16 protein-coding genes are annotated in these 13,383 nt (G+C 50.5%); 7 read left to right on the forward strand and 9 right to left on the reverse strand.

The genetic code is table 11. The features are described 5' to 3' along the window. The 8 genes from AB4875_RS05615 to AB4875_RS05650 all read right to left on the reverse strand — a co-directional run bounded on the left by AB4875_RS05615 (nucleotide 1) and on the right by AB4875_RS05650 (nucleotide 5,836). Nucleotides 1–450 carry a PTS sugar transporter subunit IIA gene (locus AB4875_RS05615; RefSeq protein ID WP_368375070.1) on the reverse strand — a complete coding sequence of 150 codons (450 nt, stop codon included), beginning with the start codon at nucleotides 448–450 and terminating at the stop codon, nucleotides 1–3. A 38-nt stretch (nucleotides 451–488) separates the two neighbouring features. After that, the gene (hpf, locus tag AB4875_RS05620; RefSeq protein ID WP_103683591.1) at nucleotides 489–776 is read right to left on the reverse strand and encodes a ribosome hibernation-promoting factor, HPF/YfiA family; all 288 of its coding nucleotides are present in this window, start codon (nucleotides 774–776) and stop codon (nucleotides 489–491) included. 77 nt (nucleotides 777–853) lie between these two features. Beyond that, nucleotides 854–2,350 carry an RNA polymerase factor sigma-54 gene (locus tag AB4875_RS05625; protein WP_368375071.1) on the reverse strand — a complete coding sequence of 499 codons (1,497 nt, stop codon included), beginning with the start codon at nucleotides 2,348–2,350 and terminating at the stop codon, nucleotides 854–856. A 143-nt stretch (nucleotides 2,351–2,493) separates the two neighbouring features. Further along, nucleotides 2,494–3,219 carry an LPS export ABC transporter ATP-binding protein gene (gene lptB / locus AB4875_RS05630; RefSeq protein ID WP_368375072.1) on the reverse strand — a complete coding sequence of 242 codons (726 nt, stop codon included), beginning with the start codon at nucleotides 3,217–3,219 and terminating at the stop codon, nucleotides 2,494–2,496. Nucleotides 3,220–3,221: 2 nt separating this feature from the next. Continuing rightward, nucleotides 3,222–3,815, reverse strand: coding sequence for a lipopolysaccharide transport periplasmic protein LptA (lptA, locus tag AB4875_RS05635; RefSeq protein WP_368375073.1), 594 nt, complete (start codon nucleotides 3,813–3,815; stop codon nucleotides 3,222–3,224). Continuing rightward, nucleotides 3,802–4,371: an LPS export ABC transporter periplasmic protein LptC gene (gene lptC / locus AB4875_RS05640; RefSeq protein WP_368377052.1), complete on the reverse strand. Its 570-nt coding sequence runs from the start codon at nucleotides 4,369–4,371 to the stop codon at nucleotides 3,802–3,804. The genes lptA and lptC overlap by 14 nt, the downstream gene beginning before the upstream one ends. Nucleotides 4,372–4,373: 2 nt before the next feature. Beyond that, nucleotides 4,374–4,895 carry a 3-deoxy-manno-octulosonate-8-phosphatase KdsC gene (gene kdsC / locus AB4875_RS05645; protein ID WP_368375074.1) on the reverse strand — a complete coding sequence of 174 codons (522 nt, stop codon included), beginning with the start codon at nucleotides 4,893–4,895 and terminating at the stop codon, nucleotides 4,374–4,376. A 14-nt stretch (nucleotides 4,896–4,909) separates the two neighbouring features. Then, nucleotides 4,910–5,836, reverse strand: a complete 927-nt coding sequence (locus AB4875_RS05650; protein ID WP_438273530.1) for a KpsF/GutQ family sugar-phosphate isomerase — start codon at nucleotides 5,834–5,836, stop codon at nucleotides 4,910–4,912. A gap of 239 nt (nucleotides 5,837–6,075) precedes the next feature. On the opposite strand from AB4875_RS05650, the gene AB4875_RS05655 reads away from it, so the two are divergent. The 6 genes from AB4875_RS05655 (at nucleotide 6,076) to hisC (ending at nucleotide 11,455) form a co-directional block, all read left to right on the forward strand. After that, entirely contained in the window at nucleotides 6,076–6,747 is a 672-nt protein-coding gene (locus AB4875_RS05655; RefSeq protein WP_368375076.1) for an MlaC/ttg2D family ABC transporter substrate-binding protein, read from the forward strand. Between the two features lie 61 nt (nucleotides 6,748–6,808). Beyond that, a complete protein-coding gene (locus tag AB4875_RS05660) occupies nucleotides 6,809–7,096 on the forward strand; it encodes a BolA family protein (RefSeq protein ID WP_368375077.1) in 288 nt (95 codons plus the stop codon). 27 nt (nucleotides 7,097–7,123) lie between these two features. Further along, nucleotides 7,124–8,389 carry a UDP-N-acetylglucosamine 1-carboxyvinyltransferase gene (gene murA / locus AB4875_RS05665; RefSeq protein WP_368375078.1) on the forward strand — a complete coding sequence of 422 codons (1,266 nt, stop codon included), beginning with the start codon at nucleotides 7,124–7,126 and terminating at the stop codon, nucleotides 8,387–8,389. 31 nt (nucleotides 8,390–8,420) lie between these two features. Continuing rightward, nucleotides 8,421–9,086 (forward strand): ATP phosphoribosyltransferase, encoded by a 666-nt coding sequence (hisG, locus tag AB4875_RS05670; RefSeq protein ID WP_368375079.1) that lies wholly within the window; start codon nucleotides 8,421–8,423, stop codon nucleotides 9,084–9,086. After that, the gene (hisD, locus tag AB4875_RS05675) at nucleotides 9,079–10,398 is read left to right on the forward strand and encodes a histidinol dehydrogenase (RefSeq protein ID WP_368375080.1); all 1,320 of its coding nucleotides are present in this window, start codon (nucleotides 9,079–9,081) and stop codon (nucleotides 10,396–10,398) included. Before hisG ends, hisD begins: the two co-directional genes overlap by 8 nt. Beyond that, the gene (hisC, locus tag AB4875_RS05680) at nucleotides 10,391–11,455 is read left to right on the forward strand and encodes a histidinol-phosphate transaminase (protein ID WP_368375081.1); all 1,065 of its coding nucleotides are present in this window, start codon (nucleotides 10,391–10,393) and stop codon (nucleotides 11,453–11,455) included. Before hisD ends, hisC begins: the two co-directional genes overlap by 8 nt. 8 nt (nucleotides 11,456–11,463) lie before the next feature. Here hisC and AB4875_RS05685 read toward each other — a convergent pair whose 3' ends face one another. Then, nucleotides 11,464–12,507 (reverse strand): trypsin-like peptidase domain-containing protein, encoded by a 1,044-nt coding sequence (locus AB4875_RS05685; protein WP_368375082.1) that lies wholly within the window; start codon nucleotides 12,505–12,507, stop codon nucleotides 11,464–11,466. A 103-nt stretch (nucleotides 12,508–12,610) separates the two neighbouring features. On the opposite strand from AB4875_RS05685, the gene AB4875_RS05690 reads away from it, so the two are divergent. Further along, the gene (locus AB4875_RS05690) at nucleotides 12,611–13,372 is read left to right on the forward strand and encodes a Nif3-like dinuclear metal center hexameric protein (protein ID WP_368375083.1); all 762 of its coding nucleotides are present in this window, start codon (nucleotides 12,611–12,613) and stop codon (nucleotides 13,370–13,372) included. The last annotated feature ends 11 nt before the right edge of the window (nucleotides 13,373–13,383 follow it).

Below are 13,383 nucleotides of genomic sequence, written 5' to 3' on the forward strand. Positions count from 1 at the left end.
TCAGCTTGCTATCGCGCGTTTGAAAAGGGTGTCGCTGTCTTCCGCGCTGCGTAAGCTATTGCGGAAATCGGGATCATTAAATGCTGTGGCTAGTGCGCCAAGAACCTTTAAGTGCTCGTCGTGGGCTTCCGCAGGGACGATAAGCGCAAATATAAGATCAACGGGCGCGTCGTCCACGGCTTCAAAATCAATAGGCTGTTCTAGCTTGAGCAGCATACCTGTGATGCTGGTACAGCGACTGCTGCGGCAGTGCGGAATGGCCACGCCATGGCCAATTCCAGTGCTGCCTAAACGTTCGCGGGCGAGCAATTCATTGAATAACTCGTCAGCGTTAAATTCGGGATTGTCGGCGGTAATACCGGCGGCAATATATTCTAGTAAGCGTTTCTTACTGGTGACGGACGCACTGTATTCAGTGCGTCCGGTAGTGAGTATTGATTCAAGTGTCATGATAGTTACTTGTTTAACTGCGTTTGGAACCGAAGGCCTTAGCGGCCCAGCGATTTCTCTTTGTGTTTAATTAATTGACGATCAAGCTTGTCGGTTAGACTGTCAATTGCCGCGTACATGTCTTCTGATTCACAGGTTGCAAATAAATCTGCGCCGGCAACATGCACCGTCGCCTCGGCCTTTTGAACGAGTTTTTCTACCGTCAGAGTGACGTCAGTATTGGTGATATTGTCAAAGTGTCGCTGCAGTTTTGTCAGCTTATTGTTTACATAATCGCGGAGGGCGGGGGTAACGTCTACGTGATGACCACTTACAGTAATCTGCATAATTTGCTCCTTCATCGCTTAAAAATGCTGGCGCCTCGCGGCGAGTCGCTGCTAGCAGTGATCCTTAGATCACTACATTATACTAGTCGCTTCCGCTCATTTGAGGGCGGAATAACCAGTGATTCTCTGTATTTTGCAATGGTACGCCGCGCAACTTGAATACCCTGTTCGCCAAGCAAGTCTGTTATTTTACTGTCGCTTAAGGGTTTGCGAGGGTTTTCTGCGGCCACCAATTTTTTAATTAAGGCGCGTATCGCCGTGCTTGAGCACTCGCCGCCAGTATCTGTAGATACATGGCTTGAGAAAAAGAATTTTAGTTCAAAAATACCGCGTGGCGTGTGCATGTATTTTTGCGTGGTGACCCGCGAGATGGTGGATTCATGCATACCGACGGCTTCGGCAATGTCGTGCAATACGAGTGGCTTCATTGCCTCTTCGCCATATTCAAGAAAGCCGCGTTGGTATTCGACTATCTTGGTCGCTACTTTCATTAGGGTTTCATTGCGACTAATAAGACTTTTAATGAACCAGCGTGCCTCTTGGAGATTGTCGCGAATATAGTCATTATCACTGCTATTACTGCTTTGGCGAGCCAGTGACGCATATTGGGCATTTATTTGAATTTTGGGCGCAATGTCTGGATTTAGTTCTACTAACCAGCGACCTTCTTTTTTGCTAACAAAAACATCGGGAATAACGTATTCAGTGTCGTCGCTGCCAATCGCGTTACCAGGAGTGGGGTCTAGTGATTGGATAAGTTTTAAAATATCGCGCAACTGCTCTTCTTTGAGACGACAGCGGCGCATAATTTGGTTGTAATCGCGGTTGCCCAGTTGTGCCATATACTGGCTAACTACTAGGCAGGCTTCTTCAGCGTAAGGCGTATTCTGGGGCAGCTGTTTGAGCTGGATTAAAAGGCATTCCTGCAGGTCTCTGCCGCCAACGCCAGGCGGATCAAATTGTTGGATGAGGTGTAAAACAGCGTTCACCTCTTCAATTTCTATCGCATCGCTATTAAAACCTTCTACCAGTTCCTCTGGGCTTACCGTCAGCCGGCCTTTTTCATCGATGGCATCGATAATCGCGGCGGCGATCATTTGGTCAATATCAGATAAGCGGCTCAGATTGAGCTGCCAGCGCAGGTGGTCTTGAAGTGAATCTGAGCTGGAATTTCGATAATCGTTGTTGTAGTCATTGTCTTCGCCCGAGGCGCCGCTGCCCGAGCTACTGCCACTGCCGCTGGTTTGGAATACGTCATCCCATTGGCTGTCGACCGGCAGGTCTTCGGGAATGTCGCTGCGCTCTGCCCATTCAGTATCTGCTTCAGGCAGAGGCGCTTCTATCTCGTTGTCACTGGCTTTTTCAGGTTTTTTGGGTTCGGCGGAAGTCGGTTCGATATTGACTTCTATGTCGCCGTCGTCATCACTGATTTCCAGTAGTGGGTTAGAATCTAGCGCTGATTGAATTTCTTGCTGAAGGTCTAAAGTGGACAGTTGTAATAGACGAATTGCCTGCTGCAGCTGGGGTGTCATTGTCAGGCTTTGGCCGACTTTTAGCTGTAGCGATTGTTTCATAGGCGGTGACTTCTACAACGTGAATTAAGTGGTAATGCGAACGAAATTTCGTTCTACCGGCACGTGATATGCCTCTATGTCAGTGTAGTCGCGACACGGTTTCCCTGCAATACCTGTGCCGATTCATTTATACAGAACAGTACTTACAGCGTAAATTTGTCGCCGAGGTAAATATCACGAACGATCTGGCTATTGAGCACCGCTTCGGCGTTGCCTTCGGCCACAATGCGCCCCTCGCCGACAATATACGCCTTGTCACAAATATCCAGTGTTTCGCGGACATTGTGGTCGGTGATCAATACCCCAATACCCCGAGCTTGCAGGTGCCGAATGATATTTTGAATGTCGTTTACCGAAATAGGGTCTACCCCTGCAAAGGGTTCGTCGAGCAGTATAAAGCTAGGCTCGGTCGCCAGTGCGCGGGCAATCTCCACCCGTCTGCGCTCGCCGCCAGACAGCGCCATTCCTTGAGACTTACGAATGTGGGTGATGTGGAATTCTTGTAGTAGCGCTTCAAGCTTGTCTTTGCGCTGGCTGCGATTGAGATCTCGGCGGGTTTCAAGAATGGCCATAATGTTGTCAGCAACGCTGAGTTTGCGAAAGATCGAGGCTTCCTGGGGTAAATACCCCACCCCGTGTTTGGCGCGCCCCTGAATAGAGAGTTTGGTGAGGTCGCTATCATCGAGTTGAATCGTGCCGCGGTCGGCGTTCACAATGCCAACGATCATGTAGAAACAGGTGGTTTTACCCGCCCCATTTGGTCCCAGTAAGCCGACAATTTCACCGCTGCGAATAGTGAGGGATACGTCTTTTATGATTTCGCGGCCTTTATAGGCCTTGGCGAGATTCTTAGCTTGTAGAACAGGCATGGCTAGTTAGCGTCCTTTGGGGCAGCGGTTGCATTGGCATCTTCTGGCGCTTGCACAATGGCCGCAGGGCTGATGTCTTTTTGTGCGGCTTGGGCGTCGTCAGGCACCGCCTGAGGTTGCAATGTCATTTTGACTCGATTTTCTTTGTCATTGCTGCCGCCATCGGCGATAACCATTTGTTTGCGGCCGCTATACACCACTCTATCCCCCGAGATTTTCGAACCCTGATGGGTGATAGAAGCATTTCTTTGAAGCAATATTTCCTCTTCTTGCAGGCTATATTCGATGCGCTGGGCGGTGGCAATAACGACACCTTCGTCAGCTCGGGGTTGCTGTTCAAAGTAGGCGGGTGTGCCCTCGGCGATGACTTTTTCGACCTTGCGGTCGGATTCAACGATGGTGAGTTTATCGGCGCGAATTTTTAATGAGCCTTGGCTCATATTGACGTTGCCGATGTAAATGCCCTGATTTTTCTCGTATACCGCGCGATCTGAGCTTAGGTTGATCGCCTGTTTACGGTCATCGGGAAGGCTGAGTGAATATTGACTTACACTGAGCAAAAGCGCGGCACCGAGTGCGGCTTTAGTAGGGTTCATAGCGACCTTTTACCTGATTTAGCAGTTCAACGCGCTCATCCTTCAGGCTTGCTTGCATGCCAATTGAGTGTGTTTTGCCATTACGTAATTTGAGAGTAAGTGCCAGCGGCGTACTTACCTCACTGTTTTCGAGATTTATATTCAGTGCTTCGGTGCTTATTTCTGCTTGGCGTATGAGGTCTTTCACCACCACGGTATCGGTGAGGATGAGTTTGTCGCCATCTTGCGAAAGCTGCCCGGATAGCGCGCTCGCAGTCCATGGCCGCTGTTCGGCGATGTTACCGATGTAGAAGGGTTCTTTTAGGCTAACCGAACCATCGGAAATTAAACGCTCTGCACTGCTGGCGCGCCATTGGTAGGCAATGTCGCCATTGGCGCTGTATTTTATTCCGTTTACGTTGCTGAGGTGCGAGTCGGCATCGGCGACGGCTTTAAATTCACCGCTAATACTCAACTTGCCGCTTTCGCTATATTGGGTCAGATAGATCACTGTCCCGGCGAACGCGGTAAAAGCGGAGAGCAGCGAAAGTAGCGTGAAGACGTTAAAGCTTTTCATATTCAAAGATATTGCTCTAAGGCGTCGTTTAGTTTGCCTTGCGCTTTTAAGATCAGTTCGCATATTTCTCTGACTGCGCCGCTGCCACCTGCCGCTTTAGTTTGCCAGTCGGCATGCCGTGCGACGTAGTAGTGACCATTGGCTACGGTGATGCCCAAGCCCGCCTGGCGGATGGCTGATAAATCTGGGAGATCGTCGCCAACATAGGCTATTTCTTCAAAACTGAGTCCGAGATCATTGCGCAGCTCTTCAAGAGCGACAAGTTTGTCTTCGCGGCCCTGATAGATCAAATCAATTTTTAGCTCAGCTGCGCGTCGTTTAAGCAGCTCGGAACTGCGGCCGGTAATAATGGCGGGTTTGATGCCGGCGTCGCGCAGTAGCTTTATGCCCAAACCGTCAAGAATACTAAAGCCTTTGATTTCTTCGCCGCTATTTCCAAAATAAAGACTGCCATCAGTGAGTACGCCGTCGACGTCCATAACCAATAGTTTGATGGATTTTGCTTTCTCGATAACACTTTGCATCAGTTCTGTATTCTCTAAGCAACGCCTGCCTTGAGCAGGTCGTGAGTATGGATGACGCCAACGGGTTTGTGGTCAGCGTCGACTGCTACCAAAACAGTAATTTTATTATCTTCCATGATACGCAGCGCTTCTGCTGCCATGGTTCCCGGGCGAATAGTGCGGCAGTTGCGAGTCATAATGTCATCAATTGGACTGCTATGTATATCTATGCCGCGATCAATGGCGCGGCGCAAGTCGCCATCAGTGAAAATGCCAATGAGTGCTCCCTTAGCATCTACCACCGCCGTCATACCCAGGCCTTTGCTGCTCATTTCTAGCAGTGCTCTGCTTAAGGCGCAGCCTAATTGAACCGAGGGTATCGACTCGCCGGTATGCATAATGGTATCTATTTTTAGCAGTAGGCGCCGGCCCAGCGCGCCGCCAGGGTGAGACATTGCGAAGTCGTTGGCAGTAAACCCGCGGGCTTCTAGTAGAGCGATAGCCAGTGCATCACCCATCACCAAAGTGACGGTGGTGCTTGACGTAGGAGCGAGATTTAGCGGGCAGGCTTCTTCTTTAACGCCCACGTTTAAATGCACGTCGGCAGTGATCGCAAGCTCTGAAGCCGGGTTACCCGTTAGGGCGATAACGGGTACGGCGAGAAGTTTCAGCAAGGGCAGAATAGTAATGAGTTCAGCGGTAGTGCCTGAATTAGATAGGGCGATGACAACGTCGCCTGCGGTGATCATGCCCAAGTCACCGTGGCTGGCTTCGCCGGGGTGAACAAAAAATGCTGGGGTGCCAGTGCTCGCGAGGGTGGCCGCAATTTTATTGCCGATGTGGCCGGACTTGCCCATGCCAGTCACCACCACGCGCCCCTTGCATGACAATAAAATATTGCAGGCGCGCTCAAAGCTTTCGTCTATGCGATCAGCTAAGACACTTACCGCGTCGCGCTCCATGTTGATAACACGTCGCGCGGAACTGATAAAATTTGGATTGTTGGTCACTCAGAGTACCCTGATTATTTGTGCCGGCCGTTAAGCTGGGGCTAAGGTTGTGTATGATAATTTCCAATGTGACAAATTAACAGGTTTAGCTTACGTCCGAATTGGGATTCATTAGCGTAAAATGTAGTCGAAGTTCGCAGTGGCCGTTGTTTTATCGGTAATGATGGACAGATAAAAATTAAGGGGATGGTATGTTCAAAAAAATAGCAATCGCAGTATTCATGGTATTTGGCCTGCTTTCGCAGAGTTTTGCCGCTGACAAGGGTCCCCATGAAGTGGTGGCCAACACCACTAAAGAATTGGTGAAAGTGATTGAGGATGCGCGTAGCTATATCGACAAAGATCCGCAGCGTTTTAATGACGAAGTTCGCCGTATTATGGACGACGTGGTCGATTTTCAGAGTTTTGCCCGCGGCATTATGGGTAAATATGGTAGTCGTGGGTACTATGAAAGCCTAAAAACAGAAGCGGAGCGTGCTCAATTTCGCGAGCGTGTTATTCGCTTTACCAGTAGCTTCAAAGATGGGTTGATTAACACCTACTCAAAAGGCTTGCTGGGCTTTAACGGCAATCGGATTGAAGTGCTGCCGCTGGCAAGCGATGTTGATTTGTCCGGTAGCGTCGGTGTGCGTCAAGACATATATGGTGACCGCGCTAAGCCTTACCAAGTTGTCTATACTTTGCGTCAGGGGTCTGATGGCGACTGGAAATTGCGTAATGTGATTATTGAAGGCTTAAATTTGGGTCGTATATATCAAAATCAATTTAATGCTGCGGTGCAGCAGTATAACGGTGATATCGATCAAGTGATTAATAACTGGACGGTCGCCCCCCAAGAAGTAATGGAAAAGGCCGCTGAGTAATGGTTTGGCGGTTTGCGAGGTTGGGGCCTGCTAGGGTTTCGCCTCGCCATAGTGTCCGCAATTGCGTACAATTCTGCGCTTGAGTAATGCGGTAGCAGGTAACAGCGGGATGGGCATGCAAGTAGAACATATCGAACAGCGTCTTTCGGAACATTTTCCCAATAGTGAATTAGCCGTGAATGGCGACGGCAGCCATTTTGATGTGCGTGTTGTCAGCGAGATTTTTTCTGGCTTGCGCGCTGTAAAACGCCAGCAACTGGTCTATGCAGCTGTTAATGAATGGATTCGGGATGGTTCTTTACACGCCATTAATATTAAAGCCTTGACCCCCGACGAAGCCCAATCTTAAGGCTCACCGGATTTTCCAGGAGATTTCATGGATAAGTTGCTTATATCTGGCGGCGGCCCCTTGGCCGGCGAAATTCGTGTTTCCGGTTCAAAAAATGCGGCGCTGCCAATTTTGGCTGCGACATTGCTGTCTAGTGAACCGGTGATGGTGCGCAATCTGCCGCATTTACACGATATCACCACCATGATTGCGCTGTTGCGCAGTATGGGTACGGAGCTGATTGTCGATGAAAATCTCGGCGTCGAAATCAATGGTTCAACCACCACCAAAACCACCGCGCCTTATGAACTCGTAAGAACGATGCGGGCGTCGATTCTGGTGTTAGGACCTTTACTGGCACATTTTGGTCATGCACGAGTGTCTTTTCCCGGCGGTTGCGCCATAGGAAGTCGTCCCGTTGATCAGCATTTGCGCGGTTTCGAAGCCATGGGCGCTATTATTGACGTTGATGCTGGTTATATTACGGCGCAGGCGCCAGAGGGCGGTTTGCGCGGTGCGCATGTATTATTTGACATGGTTACCGTTGGCGGTACTGAAAACGTACTTATGGCGGCGACGTTGGCGAAAGGGCGGACCGTACTCGAAAACGCGGCAAGAGAGCCAGAAATAGTAGATTTAGCCAATTGTCTTATTGCGATGGGTGCCAAGATTAGCGGCCACGGTAGCGCCACAATTACGATTGATGGTGTTGAGCGCTTAAACGGGTGCACCTACTCGGTGATGGCGGATCGTATCGAGGCGGGAACGTATTTGGTTGCGGCTGCCGCCACTCGTGGCTCTATTCGTCTGCGCGATATTGGTCCGGAAACGCTTGAGGCGGTCTTGGTTAAGCTCGAAGAAGCGGGTGCTAAAATAGAGTCAGGTGACAATTGGATTACCCTCGATATGGAAGGCCGCCGCCCTAAGGCGGTTAATATCAAGACCATGCCTTACCCTGGTTTTCCCACCGACATGCAGGCGCAGTTTACCGCGATGAACGCAGTTGCCAGTGGGGTTTCGCATGTTACCGAAACCATATTTGAAAATCGCTTAATTCAAACCCATGAAATGAATCGAATGGGCGCTAAAATAAGCATTGAGGGTAATACCGCAATGATTACCGGCACTGAGCGTTTGAAGGCTGCGCCGGTCATGGCCAGTGATTTGCGGGCCTCAGCCAGTCTCGTTATTGCGGGTCTGGTGGCAGATGGCGACACCCTAGTTGACCGCATTTATCACATTGATCGCGGTTATGAGTGTATCGAAGAGAAATTTCACGCACTCGGCGCAACCATTCGCCGCGTCGCCAATTAGATATTGTTAGTTCAGTACCTGGAGTTTACACGTGGATCAGCCGGTCACTATTGCGCTCACTAAAGGGCGTATCTTAAAGGAAACTCTGCCTTTGTTGGCTGAGGCGGGCATTGTGCCGGCTGAAGATATAAGTAGCAGCCGTAAGCTTATTTTTGAGACCAATCATTCGCATATTCGCTTGATCGTGATTCGCGGTACCGACGTACCCACTTATGTGAAGTTGGGGTCTGCTGATATAGGGGTGGCTGGCAAAGATATGTTGTTAGAGGTTGGCGCTGCCGATATGTATGAGCCGCTCGACCTTAATATAGCGCGCTGCAGGTTAATGACGGCTGGTCGTGTTGGTGAGGGTTTGCCCCACGGTCGTGTTCGCGTTGCCACTAAATTTGTCAATGTGGCTCGCCGCCATTTTGCCGAGCGTGGTATTCAAGTAGAGCTGATTAAGCTCTATGGCGCGATGGAGTTGGCACCGCTGATGAATTTGGCAGATTTGATCGTCGACATCGTCGATACCGGAAATACTCTGCGCGCCAACGGTATGGAGCCGCGGGATATGATTGCCGATGTCAGCTCGCGATTGGTGGTCAACAAGGCTGCCATGAAGCGCAAACACCGGAGCATTCAAGATATTATTGCGAATTTAACTGCAGCTGTTGAGGCGCGTCAGCGCGCGGAGGAGGTTGTCAGCAATGGCTGATACTCTGATTAAAAGGATGAGCACCGCCGATGCTGACTTTGATGTGGCATTGACGAAATTGTTGGATTGGGAGTCTGCATCGAACCCCACGGTGGGCGACGTAGTGGCTGGTGTGCTTGCTAAAGTGCGCGCCGAGGGCGACGCAGCGGTACTCGAATTTACTCAGCGATTTGATGCATGGCAACCTGAGAACGCGGCCGCACTGGAAATCCCAAGTAGTCGCATTCAGGCTGCGCTCGATAATATTGATGCCGACGTGCGTACGGCGCTGGAAACTGCAGCGGAGCGGATACGCGCTTATCACCTGCATCAGCGTCAAGAGTCGTGGTCCTATCGCGAAGCGGATGGCACGCTATTAGGTCAGCAAATTACTGCCTTGGAGCGCGTCGGTTTGTACGTGCCGGGTGGAAAAGCAACTTACCCGTCGTCAGTGCTGATGAATGCGATTCCAGCTAAAGTGGCTGGTGTCGATGAATTGATTATGGTGTCGCCAACGCCCAAGGGTTTTGTGAACGAAATGGTGTTGGCTGCAGCCGCGATAGCGGGTGTTGATCGTATATTTACCATTGGCGGTGCACAGGCGATCGCCGCGCTGGCACACGGCACAGAGTCTATTCCTAAGGTTGATAAAATAGTTGGCCCCGGCAATATATTTGTAGCTACTGCTAAGCGCCAAGTATTTGGTAGCGTGGGTTTGGACATGATTGCGGGGCCCTCAGAAATCCTGGTGATCTGCGATGGCAAAACGGATCCTGATTGGATCGCCATGGATCTGTTTTCACAAGCGGAGCATGACGAGGACGCACAGTCGATTTTATTAAGTCCTGACGCGGAGTTTTTAGATCGCGTAGAGGCCAGCATTTTGCGCTTGTTACCGGACCTTGAACGGGCGGATATTGTCCGCCGGTCTTTGAGTGGGCGCGGTGCGCTGGTGTTGGTCAAAGATATCGACGAAGCCCTTGCGCTAAGTAATCGCATTGCGCCAGAGCATCTGGAATTGTCGGTTGATAACGCAGAGCAGTTGCTACCTAAAATACGCCACGCTGGCGCGATTTTTATGGGTCGTTATACGCCCGAGGCTCTGGGAGATTACTGCGCTGGGCCCAATCACGTGCTACCAACTTCCGGTACTGCGCGGTTTTCATCGCCCTTAGGTGTCTATGACTTTCAAAAGCGCTCTTCTTTGATAGGGTGCTCAGCCACAGGTGCCTCCGAGCTGGCTAAAGTAGCGTCAGTACTGGCGCGGGGCGAGTCCTTAACCGCACACGCACGCAGTGCCGAATATCGCTTATTGGGTGAGGATGATGAGTAGATACTGGAGTCCCTTTGTTAAAGATTTGGTGCCCTATGTACCGGGTGAGCAACCTAAGCTAAGTCAATTAACCAAACTGAATACCAACGAAAACCCTTATGGGCCGTCGCCCAAAGTTTTAGAGGTCATCAAGGCGGAGGCGACTGATGCCTTGCGTCTTTATCCAGACCCTAATAGCGATGTGCTGAGACATGCGATTGCCGATTATCATGACGTCTCTATAGATCAGGTTTTTGTTGGCAATGGTTCTGATGAGGTTCTGGCACATATCTTTCACGGCCTATTTCAACACAATAAGCCGCTGCTGTTTCCTGATATTACCTATAGTTTTTACCCGGTTTATTGCGGCCTTTATCAGATTCCCTTTGAGGCTATTCCCTTAGACGAATCCTTCCAGATACGGATTGAAGAGTATCGCGGCATAAACGGCGGCATTATTTTCCCAAACCCGAATGCGCCGACAGGGTGTTTCTTGGGGTTGCCCGAAATTGAACGACTGTTGACGGTAAATAATGAGACCGTGGTTGTGATTGATGAAGCTTATGTTGATTTTGGTGGCGAGTCTGCGATTTCACTGGTTGATCGCTATCCGAATTTACTTGTGACCCAGACACTCTCTAAGTCGCGATCTTTGGCGGGTTTGCGGGTGGGGTTTGCCGTTGGTCATCCAGAGTTGATCGAGGCCTTGGTGAGAATTAAAAATAGCTTTAATTCATACCCGCTAGATCGTCTGGCTCAGCTAGGTGCTGCGGCATCATTTGCCGATCAAGGCTATTTTGAGCAGACTTGCCATGCGGTGATTACTGAGCGCAACGCGATGGTGACTCGGCTAGCGGCGCTAGATTTTCAAGTGTTGCCGTCGGCGGCGAACTTTGTATTTTGTCGGCATCGTAATCGTGATGCGTCGGAATTAGCGGCGAGTCTGCGAGAGGACGGCATAATAGTGCGGCATTTTAGTATGCCTAGAATAGATCAATACTTGCGTATTACTGTCGGCAGACCAGAAGACAGTGAGGTTCTATTTACTTCTTTGCAGCGGATTCTCGCCACAACTTAGTGGGTGGTTTAGCTATTCGGTCGCATTGCTACTTCGGTTTCTATGGTCATGGGTTCTTCGCCGCGTAGCAGGTTAATCTTGACCCTTTCGCCGGGGCGCGTGTAGGTAATAAGTTTCATCCCAGCGTGGCCATCACCCACTTGCTCACCATTAATATTGATTAAAATGTCACCGATTTTTAAACCGGCTTTTTCCGCTGGGCCACTGGATGCTAGGGCGGTGATGATGACGCCATTTGTGCCAACGCCAACGGGTTGTACTTCTATTCCCAGCCAGCCGCGCAGTGGGCGTCCATAACTGATTAGGTCGCTCATGGTCCGCAGGGCAAGATCGGTCGGTATGGCTAGGCCAATGCCGGTAGAGCCGCCACTCTGAGTGTAAATGGCGGTATTGATACCAAGCAGGCGGCCTTTGGTGTCGATTAATGCGCCCCCTGAGTTACCGGGATTGATGGCAGCATCGGTTTGAATAAAATTTTCAAACTGACTTAAGCCGAGGCCATAGCGGCCGGTGGCGCTAACAATACCCTGGGTGACTGTTTGACCAAAACCGTAGGGATTGCCGATGGCAAGGACAATATTGCCGACGCGAATTTTTCCTGGGTCGCCAATGGTAATGCTGGTTAGGTTATCTAAATCTATTTTTAATACCGCGAGATCGGTATCGGCATCACTGCCAATCACGCTGGCTAAGGCTTGCCGGCCGTCATGTAATAATACAAGTATTTCATCGGCGCCTTTGATAACGTGGTAATTGGTGAGTAAGTAGCCAGCATCGCTGACAATAACGCCCGATCCTAAACTGCGTTCAAGTTGTTGTTTCACGCGGCCATTGCGGCTAAAAAAATGCTTAAAAAGAGGGTCGTCTGCGAGGGGGTGGCGCTGCTCGACAACCTTGGTAGTGTAGATGTTGGCGACGGCGGGGGCGGCGTGTTCAACAGCGTAGACATAGTCATTGTCGCGCTGCCCCGGCAGATAGGCCAAGATGCAGAGGCCCAGTAAAATACCGCATACGGTGGGCCAGATTAGGGCTTTCGGGCTATACCGTGTCAAGTGCCGGTCCTCGTTGGATATGGTTTGGGCGCGCTGGTTGCTAGCTTTGCTGGCTTACTAGCCTAGCACGAAAAGTGATTTTTCAGAATTAATGTGAGGGTTTATGACGGTTTCTCTTCAGGCGTTGGTCGCTGCTGCTGATGACATATTAGAGCCATCTTATTTTAGCGATTATTGTCCGAATGGCCTGCAGGTCGCTGGTAATGTAGATGTTGCGCGCATTGTATCTGGGGTGACGGCATCCCAGGCCTTAATCGAAGCTGCGATTGCCGAAAAGGCCGACGCTATTATCGTTCATCATGGCTATTTTTGGCGTGGTGAGGACCCCTGTATTGTCGGTATGAAGCGAAATAGGCTGGCTTCATTGCTGGCGAATAATATCAGTCTGATTGCCTACCATCTGCCTCTGGACGCGCACCCTGTACTGGGCAATAACGCGCAATTGGCAAAGCGTTTAGGTATTGTCGTGGATGGCGGCCTAGATCCAAATAATCCGCGCTCAGTGGGTAATGTGGGTAGCTTGGCTCGGGCAATGAGTGCCACCGAGTTTGCCGATCATGTCGAGGCGGTGCTTGGGCGAAGGCCGCTATTGGAGCTTGGCCACAAGCGTACCATCAAGCGGATCGCATGGTGCACAGGTGGCGCGCAGTCATATATAGATAAGGCTGCAGCGGCCGGCGTGGACGCCTACTTGAGCGGTGAGGTTTCTGAGCCGACGATATTAGCTGCGCGTGAATTGGGCATTCACTATATTGCTGCTGGCCATCACGCCACTGAGCGCTATGGCGTGCAGGCTTTGGCGGAAACACTGGCTGAGAAATTTGGCCTCAACCATCGCTTTATAGATATTGATAATCCGGCCTGAAGATGTTGCCG

Origin of the sequence: Zhongshania sp. R06B22 (assembly GCF_040892595.1) — a bacterium.
Lineage (GTDB): Bacteria > Pseudomonadota > Gammaproteobacteria > Pseudomonadales > Spongiibacteraceae > Spongiibacter > Spongiibacter arctica.